Origin of the sequence: Levilactobacillus lindianensis, assembly GCF_003946095.1 — a bacterium.
Lineage (GTDB): Bacteria > Bacillota > Bacilli > Lactobacillales > Lactobacillaceae > Levilactobacillus > Levilactobacillus lindianensis.
Genome location: NZ_RHOD01000006.1, coordinates 100,163 through 117,062, shown reverse-complemented (window position 1 = coordinate 117,062; position 16,900 = coordinate 100,163). Strand labels below are relative to the sequence as shown.

29 protein-coding genes and 13 tRNA genes are annotated in these 16,900 nt (G+C 44.8%); 34 read left to right on the top strand and 8 right to left on the bottom strand.

What is annotated here, in order from left to right; genetic code table 11:
* Nucleotides 1–88 precede the first annotated feature (88 nt).
* From EKM70_RS03965 to EKM70_RS03915, 11 genes are all read left to right on the top strand, one after another.
* Nucleotides 89–161, top strand: a tRNA-Asn gene (locus EKM70_RS03965).
* Between the two features lie 9 nt (nt 162–170).
* Nucleotides 171–261: transfer RNA gene (locus tag EKM70_RS03960), tRNA-Ser, on the top strand.
* A gap of 12 nt (nt 262–273) precedes the next feature.
* Nucleotides 274–346 (top strand) — tRNA-Glu (locus EKM70_RS03955).
* A 4-nt stretch (nt 347–350) separates the two neighbouring features.
* Nucleotides 351–423, top strand: a tRNA-Val gene (locus tag EKM70_RS03950).
* 20 nt (nt 424–443) lie between these two features.
* Nucleotides 444–517, top strand: a tRNA-Asp gene (locus tag EKM70_RS03945).
* Between the two features lie 51 nt (nt 518–568).
* A tRNA-Phe gene (locus EKM70_RS03940) sits at nt 569–641 on the top strand.
* Between the two features lie 5 nt (nt 642–646).
* Nucleotides 647–729, top strand: a tRNA-Tyr gene (locus EKM70_RS03935).
* Between the two features lie 4 nt (nt 730–733).
* A tRNA-Trp gene (locus tag EKM70_RS03930) sits at nt 734–804 on the top strand.
* 14 nt (nt 805–818) lie between these two features.
* Nucleotides 819–891 (top strand) — tRNA-His (locus tag EKM70_RS03925).
* A 58-nt stretch (nt 892–949) separates the two neighbouring features.
* Nucleotides 950–1,020, top strand: a tRNA-Cys gene (locus EKM70_RS03920).
* Nucleotides 1,021–1,051: 31 nt separating this feature from the next.
* A tRNA-Leu gene (locus tag EKM70_RS03915) sits at nt 1,052–1,136 on the top strand.
* A gap of 164 nt (nt 1,137–1,300) precedes the next feature.
* Here the strand turns inward: EKM70_RS03915 and EKM70_RS03910 are convergent.
* The 6 genes from EKM70_RS03910 to EKM70_RS03885 all read right to left on the bottom strand — a co-directional run bounded on the left by EKM70_RS03910 (nt 1,301) and on the right by EKM70_RS03885 (nt 5,220).
* Nucleotides 1,301–2,485, bottom strand: coding sequence for a tyrosine-type recombinase/integrase (locus tag EKM70_RS03910; RefSeq protein WP_125545437.1), 1,185 nt, complete (start codon nt 2,483–2,485; stop codon nt 1,301–1,303).
* A 73-nt stretch (nt 2,486–2,558) separates the two neighbouring features.
* A complete protein-coding gene (locus EKM70_RS03905) occupies nt 2,559–3,170 on the bottom strand; it encodes a hypothetical protein (protein WP_125545435.1) in 612 nt (203 codons plus the stop codon).
* 84 nt (nt 3,171–3,254) lie between these two features.
* Nucleotides 3,255–3,473, bottom strand: a complete 219-nt coding sequence (locus tag EKM70_RS03900; RefSeq protein ID WP_024855613.1) for a hypothetical protein — start codon at nt 3,471–3,473, stop codon at nt 3,255–3,257.
* 182 nt (nt 3,474–3,655) lie between these two features.
* Nucleotides 3,656–3,877 (bottom strand): hypothetical protein, encoded by a 222-nt coding sequence (locus tag EKM70_RS03895; RefSeq protein WP_125545433.1) that lies wholly within the window; start codon nt 3,875–3,877, stop codon nt 3,656–3,658.
* Between the two features lie 546 nt (nt 3,878–4,423).
* A complete protein-coding gene (locus tag EKM70_RS03890) occupies nt 4,424–4,840 on the bottom strand; it encodes an ImmA/IrrE family metallo-endopeptidase (protein ID WP_125545431.1) in 417 nt (138 codons plus the stop codon).
* Between the two features lie 11 nt (nt 4,841–4,851).
* Nucleotides 4,852–5,220, bottom strand: coding sequence for a helix-turn-helix domain-containing protein (locus EKM70_RS03885; protein ID WP_125545429.1), 369 nt, complete (start codon nt 5,218–5,220; stop codon nt 4,852–4,854).
* Between the two features lie 166 nt (nt 5,221–5,386).
* Between EKM70_RS03885 and EKM70_RS03880 the strand changes: the two genes are divergently transcribed.
* Both EKM70_RS03880 and EKM70_RS03875 read left to right on the top strand, forming a co-directional pair.
* Nucleotides 5,387–5,635, top strand: coding sequence for a helix-turn-helix domain-containing protein (locus EKM70_RS03880; protein ID WP_125545427.1), 249 nt, complete (start codon nt 5,387–5,389; stop codon nt 5,633–5,635).
* Nucleotides 5,635–5,904 carry a hypothetical protein gene (locus EKM70_RS03875; protein ID WP_125545425.1) on the top strand — a complete coding sequence of 90 codons (270 nt, stop codon included), beginning with the start codon at nt 5,635–5,637 and terminating at the stop codon, nt 5,902–5,904. Before EKM70_RS03880 ends, EKM70_RS03875 begins: the two co-directional genes overlap by 1 nt.
* Here EKM70_RS03875 and EKM70_RS03870 read toward each other — a convergent pair.
* Nucleotides 5,876–6,073: a hypothetical protein gene (locus EKM70_RS03870; protein WP_125545423.1), complete on the bottom strand. Its 198-nt coding sequence runs from the start codon at nt 6,071–6,073 to the stop codon at nt 5,876–5,878. The two genes, EKM70_RS03875 and EKM70_RS03870, sit on opposite strands and share 29 nt — an antisense overlap.
* Before the next feature lie 209 nt (nt 6,074–6,282).
* Between EKM70_RS03870 and EKM70_RS03865 the strand changes: the two genes are divergently transcribed.
* The 13 genes from EKM70_RS03865 (at nt 6,283) to EKM70_RS11355 (ending at nt 12,875) form a co-directional block, all read left to right on the top strand.
* Entirely contained in the window at nt 6,283–6,780 is a 498-nt protein-coding gene (locus tag EKM70_RS03865) for a transcriptional regulator (protein ID WP_125545421.1), read from the top strand.
* A gap of 4 nt (nt 6,781–6,784) precedes the next feature.
* Nucleotides 6,785–7,066 carry a hypothetical protein gene (locus tag EKM70_RS03860; protein WP_056964408.1) on the top strand — a complete coding sequence of 94 codons (282 nt, stop codon included), beginning with the start codon at nt 6,785–6,787 and terminating at the stop codon, nt 7,064–7,066.
* Nucleotides 7,067–7,071: 5 nt separating this feature from the next.
* Nucleotides 7,072–7,239, top strand: coding sequence for a hypothetical protein (locus EKM70_RS11360; RefSeq protein ID WP_156470519.1), 168 nt, complete (start codon nt 7,072–7,074; stop codon nt 7,237–7,239).
* 109 nt (nt 7,240–7,348) lie between these two features.
* Nucleotides 7,349–7,699, top strand: a complete 351-nt coding sequence (locus EKM70_RS03855) for a hypothetical protein (protein ID WP_125545419.1) — start codon at nt 7,349–7,351, stop codon at nt 7,697–7,699.
* Nucleotides 7,699–8,787, top strand: a complete 1,089-nt coding sequence (locus tag EKM70_RS03850; RefSeq protein ID WP_125545417.1) for a recombinase RecT — start codon at nt 7,699–7,701, stop codon at nt 8,785–8,787. Before EKM70_RS03855 ends, EKM70_RS03850 begins: the two co-directional genes overlap by 1 nt.
* Nucleotides 8,717–9,571, top strand: a complete 855-nt coding sequence (locus EKM70_RS03845) for a PD-(D/E)XK nuclease-like domain-containing protein (RefSeq protein WP_125545415.1) — start codon at nt 8,717–8,719, stop codon at nt 9,569–9,571. The genes EKM70_RS03850 and EKM70_RS03845 overlap by 71 nt, the downstream gene beginning before the upstream one ends.
* A gap of 11 nt (nt 9,572–9,582) precedes the next feature.
* Complete coding sequence (locus EKM70_RS03840) at nt 9,583–10,452, top strand: DnaD domain protein (RefSeq protein WP_164506319.1); 870 nt, start codon at nt 9,583–9,585, stop codon at nt 10,450–10,452.
* The gene (locus EKM70_RS03835) at nt 10,449–11,219 is read left to right on the top strand and encodes a phage antirepressor KilAC domain-containing protein (protein WP_061777461.1); all 771 of its coding nucleotides are present in this window, start codon (nt 10,449–10,451) and stop codon (nt 11,217–11,219) included. The genes EKM70_RS03840 and EKM70_RS03835 overlap by 4 nt, the downstream gene beginning before the upstream one ends.
* A 3-nt stretch (nt 11,220–11,222) precedes the next feature.
* Nucleotides 11,223–11,606, top strand: coding sequence for a YopX family protein (locus tag EKM70_RS03830; RefSeq protein ID WP_061777460.1), 384 nt, complete (start codon nt 11,223–11,225; stop codon nt 11,604–11,606).
* Nucleotides 11,599–11,847 carry a LexA family protein gene (locus EKM70_RS03825; protein WP_125545413.1) on the top strand — a complete coding sequence of 83 codons (249 nt, stop codon included), beginning with the start codon at nt 11,599–11,601 and terminating at the stop codon, nt 11,845–11,847. Before EKM70_RS03830 ends, EKM70_RS03825 begins: the two co-directional genes overlap by 8 nt.
* Nucleotides 11,837–12,361, top strand: coding sequence for a RusA family crossover junction endodeoxyribonuclease (locus tag EKM70_RS03820; RefSeq protein ID WP_225416370.1), 525 nt, complete (start codon nt 11,837–11,839; stop codon nt 12,359–12,361). The genes EKM70_RS03825 and EKM70_RS03820 overlap by 11 nt, the downstream gene beginning before the upstream one ends.
* A 102-nt stretch (nt 12,362–12,463) precedes the next feature.
* The gene (locus EKM70_RS03815; RefSeq protein ID WP_125545412.1) at nt 12,464–12,670 is read left to right on the top strand and encodes a hypothetical protein; all 207 of its coding nucleotides are present in this window, start codon (nt 12,464–12,466) and stop codon (nt 12,668–12,670) included.
* Between the two features lie 28 nt (nt 12,671–12,698).
* Nucleotides 12,699–12,875, top strand: a complete 177-nt coding sequence (locus EKM70_RS11355) for a hypothetical protein (RefSeq protein WP_164506318.1) — start codon at nt 12,699–12,701, stop codon at nt 12,873–12,875.
* Here EKM70_RS11355 and EKM70_RS03810 read toward each other — a convergent pair.
* On the bottom strand, nt 12,872–13,501 hold the full coding sequence (locus tag EKM70_RS03810; RefSeq protein WP_225416369.1) for a hypothetical protein: 630 nt from the start codon (nt 13,499–13,501) through the stop codon (nt 12,872–12,874). The two genes, EKM70_RS11355 and EKM70_RS03810, sit on opposite strands and share 4 nt — an antisense overlap.
* A gap of 117 nt (nt 13,502–13,618) precedes the next feature.
* On the opposite strand from EKM70_RS03810, the gene EKM70_RS03805 reads away from it, so the two are divergent.
* The 8 genes from EKM70_RS03805 (at nt 13,619) to EKM70_RS03770 (ending at nt 16,898) form a co-directional block, all read left to right on the top strand.
* Nucleotides 13,619–13,807, top strand: coding sequence for a helix-turn-helix domain-containing protein (locus EKM70_RS03805; protein WP_125545407.1), 189 nt, complete (start codon nt 13,619–13,621; stop codon nt 13,805–13,807).
* 92 nt (nt 13,808–13,899) lie between these two features.
* Nucleotides 13,900–14,367, top strand: coding sequence for an ArpU family phage packaging/lysis transcriptional regulator (locus EKM70_RS03800; protein ID WP_097545830.1), 468 nt, complete (start codon nt 13,900–13,902; stop codon nt 14,365–14,367).
* A 311-nt stretch (nt 14,368–14,678) separates the two neighbouring features.
* Nucleotides 14,679–14,745: transfer RNA gene (locus tag EKM70_RS11350), tRNA-Ser, on the top strand.
* Between the two features lie 332 nt (nt 14,746–15,077).
* Nucleotides 15,078–15,149 (top strand) — tRNA-Phe (locus tag EKM70_RS03790).
* 216 nt (nt 15,150–15,365) lie between these two features.
* Nucleotides 15,366–15,563 (top strand): type II toxin-antitoxin system HicA family toxin, encoded by a 198-nt coding sequence (locus EKM70_RS03785; RefSeq protein ID WP_125545404.1) that lies wholly within the window; start codon nt 15,366–15,368, stop codon nt 15,561–15,563.
* 116 nt (nt 15,564–15,679) lie between these two features.
* Entirely contained in the window at nt 15,680–16,063 is a 384-nt protein-coding gene (locus tag EKM70_RS03780; RefSeq protein ID WP_125545402.1) for a type II toxin-antitoxin system HicB family antitoxin, read from the top strand.
* 177 nt (nt 16,064–16,240) lie between these two features.
* Nucleotides 16,241–16,522, top strand: a complete 282-nt coding sequence (locus tag EKM70_RS03775) for a hypothetical protein (RefSeq protein WP_125545400.1) — start codon at nt 16,241–16,243, stop codon at nt 16,520–16,522.
* A complete protein-coding gene (locus EKM70_RS03770) occupies nt 16,515–16,898 on the top strand; it encodes a hypothetical protein (RefSeq protein ID WP_125545398.1) in 384 nt (127 codons plus the stop codon). Before EKM70_RS03775 ends, EKM70_RS03770 begins: the two co-directional genes overlap by 8 nt.
* The last annotated feature ends 2 nt before the right edge of the window (nt 16,899–16,900 follow it).

Below are 16,900 nucleotides of genomic sequence, written 5' to 3'. Positions count from 1 at the left end.
CATGCCGAACACGGAAGTTAAGCTTCAGCACGCTGATAGTAGTTGGGGGATCGCCCCCTGCGAGGATAGGACGTTGCTACGCGATTATTCCGGCATAGCTCAGTTGGTAGAGCACCTGACTGTTAATCAGGTTGTCGACGGTTCGAGCCCGCCTGCCGGAGCTTAATAATGGAGAGTTGTCCGAGTGGCTGAAGGAGCAGCATTGGAAATGCTGTAAACGGGTACTAACCTGTTTCGAGGGTTCGAATCCCTCACTCTCCGTTTTCAAAGTATGACCCGTTGGTCAAGTGGTTTAAGACACTGCCCTTTCACGGCAGTAACATGGGTTCGAATCCCGTACGGGTCATTTTGGAGGATTAGCTCAGTTGGGAGAGCGTCTGCCTTACAAGCAGAGGGTCACAGGTTCGAGCCCTGTATCCTCCATCAGTAACATAACTTATTATGGTCCGTTGGTCTAGTTGGTTAGGACGCCTCCCTGTCACGGAGGAGATCACGAGTTCGAGTCTCGTACGGACCGTTGTTATGTTATTATTAATTTAATACACAGCAAACAATATGATGGTAAAATGGCTCAGTAGCTCAGTTGGTAGAGCAATGGATTGAAGCTCCATGTGTCGGCGGTTCGATTCCGTCCTGCGCCATTTATGGTGGGGTAGCGAAGTCTGGCTAAACGCGGCGGACTGTAAATCCGCTCCTTCGGGTTCGGTGGTTCGAATCCACTCCCCACCATCATAGGGATATAGTTCAATGGTAGAACAACGGTCTCCAAAACCGTCGATGTGGGTTCAACTCCTACTATCCCTGTTTGTAATGTAATGGCGGTATTGGTGAAGTGGTTAACACACCGGATTGTGGTTCCGGCACGCGTGGGTTCGATTCCCACATACCGCCCTTAGGATTGGGCATCTTGATTTATTAGCTGATCCAATCAGATTGGATAGGCGATTATGGTGGTATAGCCAAGTGGTAAGGCAGAGGTCTGCAAAACCTTCATCGTCGGTTCAAATCCGATTACCACCTTTGACTGGGTGTATCCAATCAGTATTTTTTTGCCGGAGTGGCGGAACTGGCAGACGCGCTGGACTCAAAATCCAGTGACCGTTGAGGTCGTGTGGGTTCGAACCCCACCTCCGGTATAACTATAATTCATAAACCACTTTCAAAAGAGCAGGAACGTTGATATAACAGCGTTCCTGCTCTTTTTTATATCTAAAAAAATATATTCGCATATGGTTTTGCAAAAGTGCGCACCCAAGGTGCACCCATTCAGGAGTGAGAATCACCCATTTGGGTGCACCCATCACTCGGCCTTGACTTTGAAGTCGGACCAGTCGGCCTTCTTCCCCAGGTCAGTGAAGATCTCACGGGTGCGGACGGTCTCTTCCTGCTCCAGTTCCTTGATGATATGGAGATAAGTCTTCGTTGTTGTGGCGATGTCCTGGTGACCAAGTCGGTGGCTGATATAGGCAATCGACATCTTCTGATACAGCAGAATGGACGCGTGAGTGTGCCGGAGCCCGTGGAACCGCAGGTATATGTTGATGTCGGCGTCCTTCATCAGTTCGTGTAACCGGTCGTTGAGGGCCTTAGAAGAGGGGACACGGTTGTAGCGCGACAGAAAAACCAGGCTGTGTGGATTAGTCTTGTCGTTCACTTTCAAGTAGCGTTTTTGCTCATACTGCAGTTTGGTCAAGATGTTCACCAGGTTGCGGTCAATCGAGATGGTCCGGACGGATGCCGGGTTCTTGGTGGGGCCAAAGTCACGCTTCGTCCAGTTCCAGGTCTTCGTGATCTTGATGAAGCCACCCTTGCTGTCGATGTCGTCCCAGGTAAGCCCCGCGATTTCTTGCTGGCGCATGCCGGTAAGTAGGGCAGTCAGAACCATATAGGGGACAACGTCAATGCCTTCCAAGTGGTTTAGCGTGTAGTTGTACAGCTTGGCTGCATCGTCATATGAGAGCCATTTGATCTCACGGGTCCGGCTGCTGTCGTAGACGACGTGAGTGTTTTGCGTGAAATCCCGGCTGATGACCGAATCGTTGACTGCATTGCGGACAGCGGCCCGGATGTGTGTGTTGATTTTGTCAGCGGTCGCCTTAGCGTGGGGCTTCGCGTCCTTGCCGTTTCCGTTCCCGAACCAGTTGAGAAATTCCTGGTAGTCGGCCGTTTTGATCTTACGGAAGAGGGTGTCGCCGAAATACTCATCAATGACGTTGATGGTGTACTGGTACCGGGCAATTGTGGTATCTGACAGACCAGGTTCCCGGAAGATGTGGAACCACTTCTGAAAGTAGTCGCTAAAAGAGATGTTCTTGTCGTCGACGTCGGATCCGTTCTTGTAAGTGTCTTCCATCACCCGGGCGGCCGCTTCGGCTTCCTTCTTAGTGCGAAATCCTTCCTGTGAGCGTGACGTCCGCTTGCCGTGAATGTCTTTGAAGTAGACCTTGGCCTTCCAGCTGTCACCGCGTTTGAATATTTGTGCCATGATAATTCCTCCATTTAGAACGTATGTTCTTTGAACACGTTAAAGAAAAGCCCAATTAAGGGCTAAGTTTAAATTATTCGCCATCATACTTAAATGATCCCATCAGGGAAGTATGCGCAATCTTGTTACCAGCACTGTCTTGAATAGTAATGTACATTTCAGTCGAGCCAGCGTCGTCAGGAAATGGCGTGTAATTGTCTCTTAAGTTGCCAATTGAATTCCAAGCGGTCTTCGCTACAGTTTTCAGCTCATTGCTTGAGTATCCGAGAGCGTCATCGGATAACGTGACCATTGTTTCACCGCTATCTTTATCAACGTAAGCGTCTGTGATAGCGCCTTTTGTTTTTTCCGGAACAGATTTAAGTGCCTTTTTGTAGTCTGCTAGGTTTTCTTTTTCATTTTTAGCCTTGGCTTTATTGACCTGGGCTTTTTCCTTTTTAGATGATTCTCGCTTTGAACTAGCTTTCGATGATGAAGCCTTTTCGGTTTTAGTTATGTGGTGTGATGTTGCTGCTTTTGTAGCCGTATGGTGAAAGGCCATCGGAAAGCCCACAAAAAGCATAATTAATGCCGCAATTACAAATGTGCTTGTCTTGGTTTTTTCTTTTCCCTCCTTATTTTCACTATAGGCACCGTATGCCCATAAGCAGATTACTATAATTAATATCCAACCAATTATTCTCATAAGTGATCCTCCTAAAAATATGTACAGCTTTTAACGTCGTCGGGTGTGGACAATAGGATAATTGAATAGATACTTGATAAGGCTTTAAAATCTATTTCTGAAAGGGTGAGCCTCAGGAGAATCTTGTGGATTAGCATGTTTCCAATGTCCGCCAAATTTTTTACCAATAGGCGCATTTTCTTTAAGGCAGGTGAAGCGTTCGCCCTGTTCATTTTCAATAATAAAAATGCGGTTGAACTCATTCCGAGTCTCTACAATTTTGCAGTTCTCATGTTTAACATTGAAGACATCAACGAAATCCATATTAAGACCTCCCATATCAGTTGGACATAAATTATACCCATACGAATTGGACGAAAATGATAGACCAGTGATAATAATTGTCGACATTGACTACAACATTTTTTGAAATTATGCTTATTCCTGAAATCTAATCGAAGGGAGTTACCAGGCAGAAGCTACGTCTTAGGCATATAACAATCCAGTTACACAAATTTATCATGAAAAGGATGTTCATCAGGAGAGTCACTAGGCTTGGCATGTTTCCAATGATCGTGAATTTTGGAAGAGCGAGGTGCATCATCTTTCAAACAGGTAAAACGTACTCCCTGTTCGTTTTCAATAATAAACACACGTTTGAAGTCGTTCTGAGTTTGAATGATCTTGCAGTCGTCATGCATAACATTAAATACATCAGTAAAAACCATTTAATTACCTCCATAATGCAAAAGTTAGTGTTTTGACCGTATGTGAAAAACGTAAAAGGACACAATTATGATAACTAATACAATCAGAGCAATAACTGGTAAGTGGTCGATTAGATCATTTATCAATTGAAAAACATCTTTCTTTAACGTTAAAGTCATCTCCTTAGATAGTTACCTAAGTGGACCTTGTTGGAATCGAACCGAGGGGAGTCACCAGACAGAAGCTGTTAATATCGTGTAAACCATTTAGAACTGTTCGTTCGTGCATAATATAGTTTTGATCCGTGGCCGTTTACTTTCAAGAAATAGCCGTCCTTTCCCATATGATAGAAGGGTGCAACATGGATAGTTTTCCCATAATGTAATTTTAGATGATGACCCAGGCGACTAGTTGCATAGCTATCACCTCGGATGAATTTATATACGGTAATGTTGCGAGTGACATACGCGCGTTTATAGTAACTGGCATTTGCTGAGGTACTGATAAACATGGTTAAAGCAATTGCTGAAACGAGGGCGATCCAGATTTTTTTCATAATTTCCTCCTTAGATATTGTTTCCAAATGGCAGGCCATATTGATGGACCAGATCCTCGTATGAACACGGCATACGGTCGTTATCCTCAATGAATAATAGACCCATCAATGCGGCCGAAAACTCGTCTGCCTCAGTTTCAAGCTGACCGTGTGCCTTGTTGCTACTTGTATAGTAGCCGACCAGGCCCTCTTGAAGGATGGCGTGGCCTAGCTCGTGGCCCATAACAAAGTATTGGGTAGGGGTATGTCTAATTGTTGTATTGAGCATAACAACAGGCTGGTCACCATCATAGACAGTTTTACCTAGTGGATAATGGCCAAACAAGCACCATTCGACTTGAATATTAAGTCTTTCTGCAATTGTAAAGGGGTTGGCGGTGTGGTATCGATTCATTACGGTTTTCGCAACGTTACTTATCTTTTCCAAGCAATCAGCCCCTAGTTGTGTTTGTGGCGTTTCCAGAAAATGGTTGTCATTGCCACACGCACTTGCTCTTTTTCTTCTTCTGTGAGGTCTTCACCGCCATAAGTCATGGACCCTTCGTTATCAGTTAGGAATTTTTCTAAGTCATTTGTATCCTTTTCGTTAGCCCACATAGGAGTACTATTCTTACCAAGGAGATAATCTGTGGTGACTTCAAAAATGTCTGCGAACTTAGCAAGTTCAGAATTGGTTATGTTTCGATTCCCATGTTCTATCTTATTCATTGTTACTTTATTGAACCCCATCTTATCTGCGAGGTCTTTTTGGGTCCAATTGCGCGATTCTCGTAAGTCAATAATTCTAGAAATTAATTCTTTATCCATGATTGGCCTCACTTTCGTTACTTTATTGACAACTAGATGATAGCACGGTTACTTTTTTGGAAACAAAAAGTTTCTAAAAAAGTAACGATTTTTCTTGACATTACTAAACTAGTAACTTATTATATAGTCATGGTTAACATATCAGTAACCGGAAGGAGGACGAATAATGATTGAGCTTGATTTGCATCTGATAAAAAGTCGTCGAATTGAATTGAAATTGACCCAGCAAGATATGGCTAATTACCTAGACATGGGCAGTAAGGCTAACTATTCTCGATACGAGAGTGGGAAGTATGCGTTCGATGCCAATACAATTCCGATGCTTCATAAGGTGTTGGGAATTCCAATTACAAAGCTATTTACCCAAAAAGTTACTGATTTAGAAACTGGAAAATCCAGTGAGGAGGTGAGCTGATGGAACGAAAACTGTGCAGTATCGATGTAATTCAAGTCGGCACTGAAAAAACCATTGAGGGATTTCCTAAAGACGTTTTGCTTCGACTGGGCGGTCTTGAGCTGTCTTTAACCCTCAATGGCCTCTACGCCACTGCTAAAGGTGATTTAACTGATGAGCAACGTAGATTCATTGCAGAAAATTTTGAAATGGGTCAACAGTTAATCAAAATTCTAGCAGCGGTGTCAAAACCTTATTCAGCTAGTACTTATGGATCGATAGAAAAATAGGATCGTGTCTAAGCGCTTCAAACCTTGCATCAGGATAGGCCTCGTTAAGTCTGGCTGCAAATTTTTGGGCGTCAATGTAGTCCGAAGTTGGAAGCAATTTTCCACGAGTTTCTCTTGATGGCATATCGTGCGCACGTTGAATGATTTGAGCAAATAGTGCGTCGTTCATAGTAACCACCTCCTTCCAGCACTAATTGTACCAAATAGGGTGATGAGTATTAATTTTTCAATGAACATTCTGAGGGGGTGAACTGATGAAGGAGTATTGGGAATCATCGTTGTGGTGGTTCTGCTTGCCGGTTCCTCCAATAACTAAATTGTATCAGTGGTCCTCGTCAAAGGAATTTGAATGGGTTGCCAAGTAAAGGAAGTGATTGAATGAAAAATAAATTTGCAGAGCAGCTAAGTCTGGATCTCGTTGGTTTTATGCGGAAAGATGTCGCTGAAGGAGCACATATTTCTAAGTCACAGCTTACCCGGATGTCCAATGGTGAACGGTCCGGTGACAAGAGTATGAGAGTTGCAATTGCGCACAGGCTGCACAGCATTCTCTTAGCCCTGTCGGGTGCCAGAACGGATTATGGGCTGCTGTCTTTCTTGAAAGACACGACGAAGCACAACGATGTTATCTCAGTGATGTTTCGGCAGCGCAAGGAGGAGAACGATCGGCGAGCAATTGAAGAGGAATTCGATGAGGCAATGAGTACTGAAAAGAAGTTTAGATCTCCACAGCAAGTGCTACTCATCGACAAATACTTTGATGAATATGCCGAAGAAATCATGTCGGAAAATACCGATATTGTGATGAAGGCAGATTATGCAGGCATCAATTTACAGAATGTCTTCAATAAAGCTAACACAAGGTTAGGAGGTTAAAACCATGGCGACGTTCGATCCACAAGCAGTAGCACAAAAGGTCATTGAGGACCAAGTGAATGAAAAGTTGGGCGAAAATGACAAGCTTCAAATCTCCGTCAACCTTAGTCAGCTGGCGGACATGACCGGGGTCTCCACTAGCAATCTTGAGCAAAACTTCGTTCCGCTGGGATACGTGGCAAAGCTCGAACGTCGTGCAGGAGCCCCTGGCAAGCGTGGCAAACGCGTTTGGTTGTTCCCGGAAGTTCGGGACGCCTGGCGCAGGTACTTAGATGAAAGGAGTTAATAATTATGGATTTGTTCTACTACTACGTTGGTGAGGTTGTCTCATGGTTCGGCCTGATTGCATTGTGCGTCAGCTTCGGATACTGGCTGTCTGAATCGGTTCACGCAATGGGCGGCTGGAAGGCCTGGGCAATTGATTTCTTTGGACTTGAGTTAAAGGAGGAACAGAAATGATTCTATGGCACAAAAAAAGAGCCCTGAACTGGCCGTCAGAACTCGAAGATAAGTTGCATGTATCATATTTTTTCAACTCTAATTCTACTCTGAAAGGTGGCGTATGGCAATGGCTATGAATATGCCGGACCATGTCAGCTACGATTTAGACATCTACATGGGCAAGATTGACCGTGAATCCGTCTATCAGAAGGCTGCTGATATCAGCGAGCCAGTAGAGCGAGACACCAATGGCGAAGAGCTCCAACCGAGTAGCCGCTACTGGGTGGTTGACGGCGGTGACCGACAAGGTGACATCTACATCTACAACTCCTTGATTGATATCGACAACTATCTTGAAAGTTTCGGCGACGGCGGGCACGACACGTACCGTAGTGCGGTGCTTTCACTGTACGGTTATTGTCCGGAAGCTAAGATGTATCGCTACCTTGGTGGTAACCGGTTTGAGGAGGAAAAATAATGGCTAATGAATTAGTAGTTTCAGTTCAAAAAGAAATTGGAAAAATGCAAAAAGAGGACGGCCTACAACTACCTCAAGGATACTCGGTAGGTAATGCGCTCAATTCAGCATGGTTGATTCTGTCGGACGACTCGAAGGGGCCCTCAATGCTTCAGAAGTGTGATCCCAAGTCGGTGTCTAAGGCACTGCTCAACATGGCGATTCAAGGACTGTCCCCAGCTAAGAATCAATGTTACTTCATTCCTTATGGCCGTCAATGCACGTTACAACGTTCTTACTTTGGCTCAATCACGGTTCTTAAGCAATTGTCATCAGTGAAGGATATCAAGGCACAGGTCATCTTCAAGGATGACGGCTTTGAAATTGGGGCTGATGACGATATGAACCTCGTCGTTAAAAAGTATGAGCCTAAGTTTGAAAATCGCGATAACCCAATTATTGGAGCGTTCGCCTACGTTCTTCTCACAGACAACAGCAGAATCTGGACTGTCATGACTAAGAAGGAAATTGACGCTAGTTGGTCCCAAGCTAAGAGCAAGAATGTTCAAAACAAATTCGGGCAAGAGATGGCTCAGCGGACCATTATCAACCGTGCCGCTAAGCTCTACATCAACTCGTCAAATGACAACGACTTATTCGTTGGTGCCATCAATGACACGACTGAAAACGAGAGTGATTATGACGATGAGGTCAAGGACGTTACTCCTAAGACAGTTACTGACTTGATTGGTGATAAGGACGTCAAGAGTGATGCCGAGAAGATAGATAAGCCTGAGGTTAAAAAGGCTGCGGTGAAAAAAATTGTTAAGAAAGCTAAGCCAACTACGCGAAAGAAGGCCGCTCCCAAAGTTGCGAAGCCTGAAGCGACTCCTAAGAAGGCGAATAAACCTAAGGAACTTGACTCGGGGCACAAACAGCCCGCAGAAGCACCACAGGTTAAGGCAACTGATGTGGTACAGGACGACTCATTCGTTAACGCGTTGCTAGATAGCATTGAAGCCCAATCAGATAAGGAGGATGACCAAAGTGCAAATGGCGCCGAGCAAGAAAACCTCTTCGAAAAAGAAGTTCGTTCTAAATTCGAATAGTTATTACACTCAAGAGGCTAATGAACACTATATGAGCCCGACTTGGTTCAAGAAGTTCGCGGCGTGTGAGGCCGAAGCACTGGCAGAACTAAGAGGCGACTGGAAGCCCCAGCAAGGCCCAACGGCCTTGCTGGTCGGTAACTACCTTCACAGCTATTTCGAGTCCCCAGCGTCCCATAAACGCTTCGTAGAAGCTCACAAGGACGTGATGCTATCCACCCGAGGTAAGACGAAGGGCCAACTTAAGGCACCATATAAGGTGGCCGAGAACATGATCAAGACGCTAGACAGCGATGCCACATTCCGGACACTCTACCAGGGTGCTAAGGAGTCAATTGTCACCGGGACGATTGACGGTATCGACTGGATGGGCAAGCTGGACTGCTTGAACCTTGAGCGAGGCATCTTCCTCGACTTAAAGACCACGCAGGACCTACACAAGCGGGTCTGGGATACCCGCACACGGTGCTACGTCCCATTCGTCTATGCCTACGACTACCAGCTCCAAATGGCCGTCTACCAAGAGCTAGTTCGTCAACAGTACGGTGTGCTATGTACGCCCTACATTGTTGCAGTCACCAAGCAAGACCCGCCCGACAAGGCGGTCATCTCAATCCCGCAGGACAAGCTAGATGATGCGATGTGGCGGGTCAAGGATCAGGAACACCGATTCAAGTCCATCATCGATGGCCAGGAAGAACCGGAGCACTGTGAGACGTGCGACTACTGTCGGTCAACTAAGGTTCTGGGCGACATCATCGATGCTGATGAACTGATTGATTAGGGGGTGTTGGTTTGAACTACCTTATGCAAATTCGAGCGTTTGACGATTATCGGCTATACAAGCAGAAGCTATCAGCAGGCCAGGTTTCATTGTGGTACACCCTGATGTCCATCAATAACAAGGCCGGCTGGTCCACATGGTTTACAGCCGCTAATGCAACGCTTGAACCACTGTCGGGGCTGTCACGATCCGGCATCGTCAAGAACCGGAACGTCCTCAAACAACTTAACCTCATCGATTTTAGTTCTAATGGTCGAAAAGCTACTTCCTACCGCGTTTGTGTACTTTATACGTCAGATAGTGCACAAGGGAGTACACAAAGGAGTATACAAGACAGTACACAACAGGGTACACAAAGGAGTGTACAAGACAGTAGCGCATTAGTTAAACAAAACGAAACGAAACTAAACAAAAAGAATGATGATGACGACGCGGGTGTCACCCGATCAAGTGTGATCGATAAGTGGACCAGCCTGTGGGGATTCCCCAACGCTATCGCCATGCCTGAGATTAACGACTGGCTTGAGCAACTGCCAGCGGACGTGATTAACTTCGCCATCACCATCGCCGGTGAGCATAACGTCCAATCGCGCGGGGCGCTTAAGTACATGCAAGCCGTGATTGATGGGTGGCAGAAACGCAAGATTACAACGCTTGATCAGGCCAAAAAGGCGGCTGCAGAACACGATCAACGCATGAAGAACGGCCGTGGGAGTTCTAAGCCGACACGGGCCAAGGAAACATTGCCAGACTGGGCGCAGAAGACGCCTGATAAGCCCGCGGGCAAGCCAAAGGGGCTAAGTCCTGACAAGCAGGCGGAGTTGGATGCACGCATCAAGAAATTTAAAGCGAAGAGAGCGCCTGAGGAGGCACAAGCATGAACGAAATTACACCCTTTGACTTTGAGGGGAAACAAGTACGTACGGTAGTTATGGACAATGAACCGTATTTTGTTGGGAAAGACGTTGCACTGGCAATCGGATATCTAAACACGAGCAAAGCCATTAAAGATCATGTAAAGGCTAAGTATCAGAGGGAGGAACGAATCGTTACCCCCTCTGGAATCCAGCTGATGACGGTTATTTCTGAGCCAGGTGTCTATCAGCTAGCCGGTCAAAGCCACTTGCCAAGTGCTGAGCCTTTTCAAGATTGGATTTACGAGCAAGTGCTCCCATCCATTCGCCGAGAGGGTGCCTATGTGACTCCGAAAACGGCCTATGACTGGATGTCGAATCCGGATAACATGATCAAGTTTCTGGAGAAGTACAAGCGATCCCAAGCTGAGGTTCAACGCCTACACGACGAGAACCAGATTATGGCACCTAAGGCACGGTTTGCAGACGCTGTCGGAGGATCAACCGATACGATTCTAATTCGTGAACTAGCCAAGTTATTGAAACAAAACGGCGTTCTTATTGGTCAGAATCGCCTGTTCGTTTGGCTTCGTGAACACGGATATTTAATCCGTAGTGGGCGCGACCGTAATCGTCCGACACAACGGTCCATGGATTTGGGACTATTTCGGGTAAGAGAACTGGTCATTGAGCACTCAGACGGTCACACGACCATCAAAGGAACCACGCTTGTGACTGGCAAAGGGCAGCGGTACTTCATCAATAAGTTCTTGAGAATCAAGCAGGAGGCGTAGGCAATGCGAGAGATTAAATTCAGAGCGTGGAATTGCGTGAGAAAGTGTTATATCTACAACGTAGAGCACGAATACGACGATGACCTATGCTGCTTCTCTGATGCTTTAGATGATTCGGGATTGATTGCTGAGCAGTACACCGGGGTAAATGATACCAATGGCCGAGAGATCTACGAGGGCGACATCATACGTTTTCAGCTGTTTGCGACCGCCCAGGGAATCGTAGGCGACATCCGATACAACTCACGTTATGGATACTGCGTGTTTTTCTACAACGGCGTAAAGACGATGTGGCGGCAAGAATACTGGACCGATTACAAAGCGCTGCAAGTTGTTGGGAACATCCACGAGGACCCAGAACTGTTGGAGGGGGACAACGATGACTAATCCTAATTTAATTGCGGTACTTGCCGCCGTTGATCGCCTAATTCGAGAACACGGATATTCCCCGTCTGTTCGCGAGATTGGAGAGCTGGCAGGGTACACAAGTAGCTCGATGATTTATGACCGGATTACGGCGCTGTACGAAGCAGACTGCATTACTTATATGCCGATGCAAACGCGAACCATTCGGGTGACCAGCAAGGGTAAACGGGTACTGAAGGAGGCGGAAATACATGCCAATTAATACCGGGGGAATTTCATTTAATGAATCGATGGCCAGCGCTAAAAAAGGCATAAAGGAAATGCTACTGCCAAAGGGCTTACGGGCCCGACCGTTGGATCGTATTCCTCCTATTACAATCGTTGTTCATGGTGATCCAGTACCTGCAGGACGCCCACGTTTTACACGAACTGGTCACGCCTACGACCCAAAAAAGAGTCACGTCTACAAGAGAATGGTGACTCAGGAGGCCAAGCTACAGTACAAAGGGCCGATGCTCGAGCATAAAGCGCTTCGCGTTGAAATCAAGGTTTACCGACCGATTCAGACCAGTATAAGTAAGCTCAAGCATAAGCGTCGAGCTGAAGGACTAGAGCGGCCAATCGTTAAGCCGGACACCTCAAATTACGTCAAGTTGATTGAAGACGCGCTCACAGGCGTTATCTGGGAAGATGATAACCTGATTGCTGATTTGGTGGCCAGTAAGTACTATTCGGACGAACCGAGAATCGAAGTTACAGTCACGGAGGCGAAATGATGTCAAAACAGCGGAAACACACCAAGAAGTCAACAATGCGCAAGAAGAAGCGGCATATGGCCGCCCATGCGAAGGAATATCAAACAAAGGAGGTTAAGGACAATGACTGATGCGCAGATTAAGTATCGAGCATTTGTTCAGCGTGGCATGGATTCGTACAACGGGGATATTAGTCGAGCAATCGTCTGGTGCAGCAATCGCTTCGACCAGGTTAACTTCTCGGACCACCGTGCAATTCAAATGCTGACGCCGCAGGAGAAAAATCAAGTTATCCACGAGCTGACGATGCAGTCGGTCGTTACGGGATAAAGTTCTTATTTTATGTAGGAGAAGAATTATGAAAAAAATATTTTTACGTTTACAAGAATTTTTTAGCTGTTTTTACTTGCGACATATAAAAAAGCCACAGTGCATTATCTGTGGCGAAGTTGGGACTTTAAAAGTTGGTGATCATCAATATATTTGTGAAAGCTGTGCAGAAATAATGAATGAAATTGGAAATGACAGAGACTAAACTGCATTCCAAATATTTGCTAGGTTTTGTGCATCGATCTTTAGTTGTAAGATTTTATTTTCAGAAGCGGGAGATCCAATGATAAGTTTTCCGTTTTGCAGATTTAGGACTGCAATTTTACAGTCATTAGTGGAAAAACTGTAATTAGCACTATCCATCAGAGTAAGCATGGACTCAATGTTTCTCTTGGTTACTTTTGTAGTCGAGTTTGGTTTCTTGTAATATGCCTTAATCAAGTACTTCTGACCATTTAAAATTAGTCCAAACTCTGGTGAGGATGAGATTGATATGGTATTAGGAATTGTCCAATTGGCGCTACCAGTGTCAAAATATTCAACACTATCATAAGAGTTGTAAAATTTGATGAATTTTTGAATGCATCGCGAATAGTTAGCTCTCTTTTCGGTGCGTACAGTTTCAACGACATCAGCGATTCGATTAATGGGTTGGTCACTTTTCAAAACATTCTTAATAGGTGTGCGTAAATCTTTGTAGTAATCGATTGCTGGCGAATATTCACTAGTCTTTAGCTGCTTTACGTAAGTCATTTTTGCAGAAGTACTTACTTTGGCAGTGAAGGTTAAAAACATCGTCAATGACAAATGGGGATCCATAATAGTAGCCACCTTGAGTGAAATTTAATGTAGTGTGGCCGCTAGAACCACAACATATTGTGGTATCAATGATAGCATAGCATATTTTAAAATGCTAATAAGTGGTTAACTATTTTTGGAGGCGTTAATATGTGGAGCAAAATTGAACCGCTTTTGGAGAAGCGTGGAATCACGCCATATCATCTTTCAAAACTGATGGGTGATAAGAATGACTCAAATGTTTATGCATTAAAAAATGGAAAAATTAAACGTCCAAGTTTTGACCTAATTCTACGAATTGCCAATGCGTTGGATGTTAGCCTAGATACTTTTAGGTAATAAAAAAGGGCTGCCCGGCAGCAGCTCTTACCCAAATTATGCTTACTCAATGGTCAACACATTAATTATACCATTGATAGGGGCTGAAAGGGTTGGCTGAATTAGATTTTGATAATATGAACATGGGAAGTCTCTTCCCAGAGGTAGATGTTGGAGCAACTTTGCAAAACGTGACACACTTTTTATCTGTAGTATTGCCTAAGATGGTCCGTATCAGTGGACAGTCAATGAGTGACTTAAAATCACCTAGTTATGATGGAATGCCAAAGTCTCAGCCATCAGGTAATGCGACAGATTCAAGAATTGTGCGGCGGTTATATGCTGAAGAGGTCGTCAAACGGACAATCCAAGCAATTAAACACTGTGATAAAGATTGCCAGAATATACTAGATGAACTATATCTACAAGAACTATCAGATACCATGTGTTTTATGGACTTAGGATTTTCTGAGTCCAGCTATTTCCACGTTTGGAAGCCCAAAGCACTATTGCAGTTTGCCGATTGCTACATGCTGGATGATCTCCATATTTTTAAAAAAAGCAGTTTTGATGCAGTTTGAGTGCAGTTTTTGTGCAGTCGGACTGCAGGCACCAGCCATATTTAAGGGTTATTCTAGTATCATCGAAAGAATTAAGAAAAACACGCATAGCTCAATGGCAGAGCAGACAGTCATTGCCTGACGCGGGTTCGAACCCCGCTGCGTGCATTGCACTATCTAGGAACTCTGATAGTTATACCCAACATTAGAGTCGAAAAACGTCAGTCGGGCAGTGAGCAACGTTAGAGGCTCACCGGTGGTATTAACCGAGATTTATGGTGTGAAGCTGGAAAAAGTTACTGACATGTTCCGAGTTAAGTTTTGTAGGAACAGTCGTTGTAGGCAAATGGTTAAGCCGCTCAGTGATGAGAGATGCGGGTTCGATTCCCGTCAACGATATAGGGCAGAAGTCATGCTAGTTGGCTAAGCTGTCCCCTGATTAAATTCAGGTGTGTGTTTGTGATGGAATAGATAGACAAAGTGGCTGCTACGGTAATGGGAAACCATAAGCTAAGCGGCGACGACTGGTTCTGTGGGGGCGTCGCGACACCCACGGGTAATTGGTGATGATTGCCGAGAGACCCCCAGTTTGTAGGGTGCAAATCCCTACCAAGCACATTGGCGAATCGTTAAGGAGGTGAGAGCCTCCCTTAAATTTAAATTTCAACGACGATTCTACATTCAATTCGCCAACTCCAAACTATCGACTAGTCCGCATAGCTGGTCGATATGGATTGATAGCTCAAAAGGTAGAGCGCCAGTTTGAAGAGCTGGAGAAGGTGGTTCGATGCCATCTCAATCCATTGGTCCAGCCAAATTGCTTAACCTGGATCATAAATCTAATTGAAAAGAGGTGAAGACTCCTCGCAAGTTTAGGAGTCTGACTTCGCTCGGTTAGGTAATTTCGTATGAGACTCGGTGTGATGGCCGGGCCTTTTTGCGTACATAAATAGTTTCGTCTTGCATAGTGTGTATTCAGTGTGTATAATATAATCAGCAATAAAAGAAGAGGTGAGAGTATGCCGATGAAGCCACGACAGATGATTAAACTGTTGAAGGAACATGGCTTTATCGAGAAATCGCAGAATGGATCATCACATTTAAAACTCTACAACACCCAAAGCAATATTACTGTCATGGTACCGATTCATGCTAAGGAACTTGGAAAAGGGTTGGAGCGCGCGATTTTGAGAGAAGCAAATATAGAGAAACCATAGTGTTTCTTTATTGCGGCCAAAATGAGTGATCGTTTTGGTATACTCTCAAATACTAACCTGATTTTTTCTCCCTGAAGTATGAAACTGACAAAGAAAACACAAAGGAGATCGACTCTATGAAGAAGGATATGGTAATTTACCCTGCTATTTTTAGCGAAGATGGGGACTATATTTTTGTTCGAGTCCCTGACCTAAAAGGCGGGTTTACGCAAGGAAACAATACCTTGGACGCCGTTGCTATGACTGAAGATTTGATTGGTAACTTATTAGAAGACCAATCGGACTATCCTAAACCATCAAATCTGGAAGATATTAAACTAGAAGATGGAGAATCTTTGGTTTATATCTCAGTTGACTTAGCAGAATTTCGTATTAAGTATTCGCGAACCGTTCGCAAAAATGTGACTATTCCAGAGTATTTAAATGTAATTGCTAAGGAACGAAAAATTAATGTTTCCCAGGTATTAACTGAAGCGTTAAGAACAAAATTGGAAGTATAGTTTTAAACGTATAACGTCCTACGGGGCGTTTTTATTTTGCCCAAAAATAGGAGGTGGCCGGCATGGCCAGAATGATCAAAACAAAATTTGGCTATACCAGCGCCGTTGAGACTCGCTGTCTGGGTAACCTGGAACACGAACTGAAGACGGATAAGCGCTGGAAGGAGCGAATCAAGCATGAAAAAGAAGCTGAGCGACAAAGAGAAGGCCAAACTATGGGACGATCTGCCAAATTACATCACAGTTAGTCAACCTAACGGGGAGCTGATTAGTTATATCCCGCTTAAGCCCGAAGCTGGTTTAAATGATGGCATGATTGTCAATAAGGACTATATCTTCACTGAGAGCTATAGCAAAGAAGAAGCTCATTTTGTTGATATTGATGGCAAGGTTTACTACGAAAGTGCCATGACATGGGGAAACCACAAGCAGGCACAGGAGGTTGTTGATCGTGACTGATAAAGAAAATAAGCACTCAATCCGGGTTAGCGACGGTACATTCATTAGCCTTTTTGACCCAAAGTATTTCCATGTCTTGATCAATGATGAAGAACTAAACAGTCTTAGTAGCGACGCGGAAGTTAGAGTCGTTGACTCTGGATCAAACTACGTAGACAAGCTGGTTCAGATTATGGTCCCGCTGGGCAAGCCTTCGGATGAGCTGCTAAAGAGCTTAGTCCGGCAAGAGAAGCCAATTCACTTGGCTATCAAGGATGACAACACTGGCAACTTGTACGAGAGCCATTCGGGGTATATCAAGTACGGTCCGAACGTTGTGTACGGCAAGGGATTTCCAATGGGTCAGTTTACGATGGCCTGTGTATTTATGGATTAGGA

Bases quoted from the DNA above. Each gene is read 5' to 3' on its own strand.
- EKM70_RS03910 (WP_125545437.1), bottom strand. From the start codon at position 2,485: ATGGCACAAATATTCAAACGCGGTGACAGCTGGAAGGCCAAGGTCTAC.
- EKM70_RS03905 (WP_125545435.1), bottom strand. From the start codon at position 3,170: ATGAGAATAATTGGTTGGATATTAATTATAGTAATCTGCTTATGGGCA.
- EKM70_RS03900 (WP_024855613.1), bottom strand. From the start codon at position 3,473: ATGGATTTCGTTGATGTCTTCAATGTTAAACATGAGAACTGCAAAATT.
- EKM70_RS03895 (WP_125545433.1), bottom strand. From the start codon at position 3,877: ATGGTTTTTACTGATGTATTTAATGTTATGCATGACGACTGCAAGATC.
- EKM70_RS03885 (WP_125545429.1), bottom strand. From the start codon at position 5,220: ATGGATAAAGAATTAATTTCTAGAATTATTGACTTACGAGAATCGCGC.
- EKM70_RS03880 (WP_125545427.1), top strand. From the start codon at position 5,387: ATGATTGAGCTTGATTTGCATCTGATAAAAAGTCGTCGAATTGAATTG.
- EKM70_RS03875 (WP_125545425.1), top strand. From the start codon at position 5,635: ATGGAACGAAAACTGTGCAGTATCGATGTAATTCAAGTCGGCACTGAA.
- EKM70_RS03870 (WP_125545423.1), bottom strand. From the start codon at position 6,073: ATGAACGACGCACTATTTGCTCAAATCATTCAACGTGCGCACGATATG.
- EKM70_RS03865 (WP_125545421.1), top strand. From the start codon at position 6,283: ATGAAAAATAAATTTGCAGAGCAGCTAAGTCTGGATCTCGTTGGTTTT.
- EKM70_RS03860 (WP_056964408.1), top strand. From the start codon at position 6,785: ATGGCGACGTTCGATCCACAAGCAGTAGCACAAAAGGTCATTGAGGAC.
- EKM70_RS11360 (WP_156470519.1), top strand. From the start codon at position 7,072: ATGGATTTGTTCTACTACTACGTTGGTGAGGTTGTCTCATGGTTCGGC.
- EKM70_RS03855 (WP_125545419.1), top strand. From the start codon at position 7,349: ATGGCTATGAATATGCCGGACCATGTCAGCTACGATTTAGACATCTAC.
- EKM70_RS03850 (WP_125545417.1), top strand. From the start codon at position 7,699: ATGGCTAATGAATTAGTAGTTTCAGTTCAAAAAGAAATTGGAAAAATG.
- EKM70_RS03845 (WP_125545415.1), top strand. From the start codon at position 8,717: ATGACCAAAGTGCAAATGGCGCCGAGCAAGAAAACCTCTTCGAAAAAG.
- EKM70_RS03835 (WP_061777461.1), top strand. From the start codon at position 10,449: ATGAACGAAATTACACCCTTTGACTTTGAGGGGAAACAAGTACGTACG.
- EKM70_RS03830 (WP_061777460.1), top strand. From the start codon at position 11,223: ATGCGAGAGATTAAATTCAGAGCGTGGAATTGCGTGAGAAAGTGTTAT.
- EKM70_RS03825 (WP_125545413.1), top strand. From the start codon at position 11,599: ATGACTAATCCTAATTTAATTGCGGTACTTGCCGCCGTTGATCGCCTA.
- EKM70_RS03820 (WP_225416370.1), top strand. From the start codon at position 11,837: ATGCCAATTAATACCGGGGGAATTTCATTTAATGAATCGATGGCCAGC.
- EKM70_RS03815 (WP_125545412.1), top strand. From the start codon at position 12,464: ATGACTGATGCGCAGATTAAGTATCGAGCATTTGTTCAGCGTGGCATG.
- EKM70_RS11355 (WP_164506318.1), top strand. From the start codon at position 12,699: ATGAAAAAAATATTTTTACGTTTACAAGAATTTTTTAGCTGTTTTTAC.
- EKM70_RS03805 (WP_125545407.1), top strand. From the start codon at position 13,619: ATGTGGAGCAAAATTGAACCGCTTTTGGAGAAGCGTGGAATCACGCCA.
- EKM70_RS03785 (WP_125545404.1), top strand. From the start codon at position 15,366: ATGCCGATGAAGCCACGACAGATGATTAAACTGTTGAAGGAACATGGC.
- EKM70_RS03780 (WP_125545402.1), top strand. From the start codon at position 15,680: ATGAAGAAGGATATGGTAATTTACCCTGCTATTTTTAGCGAAGATGGG.
- EKM70_RS03775 (WP_125545400.1), top strand. From the start codon at position 16,241: ATGAAAAAGAAGCTGAGCGACAAAGAGAAGGCCAAACTATGGGACGAT.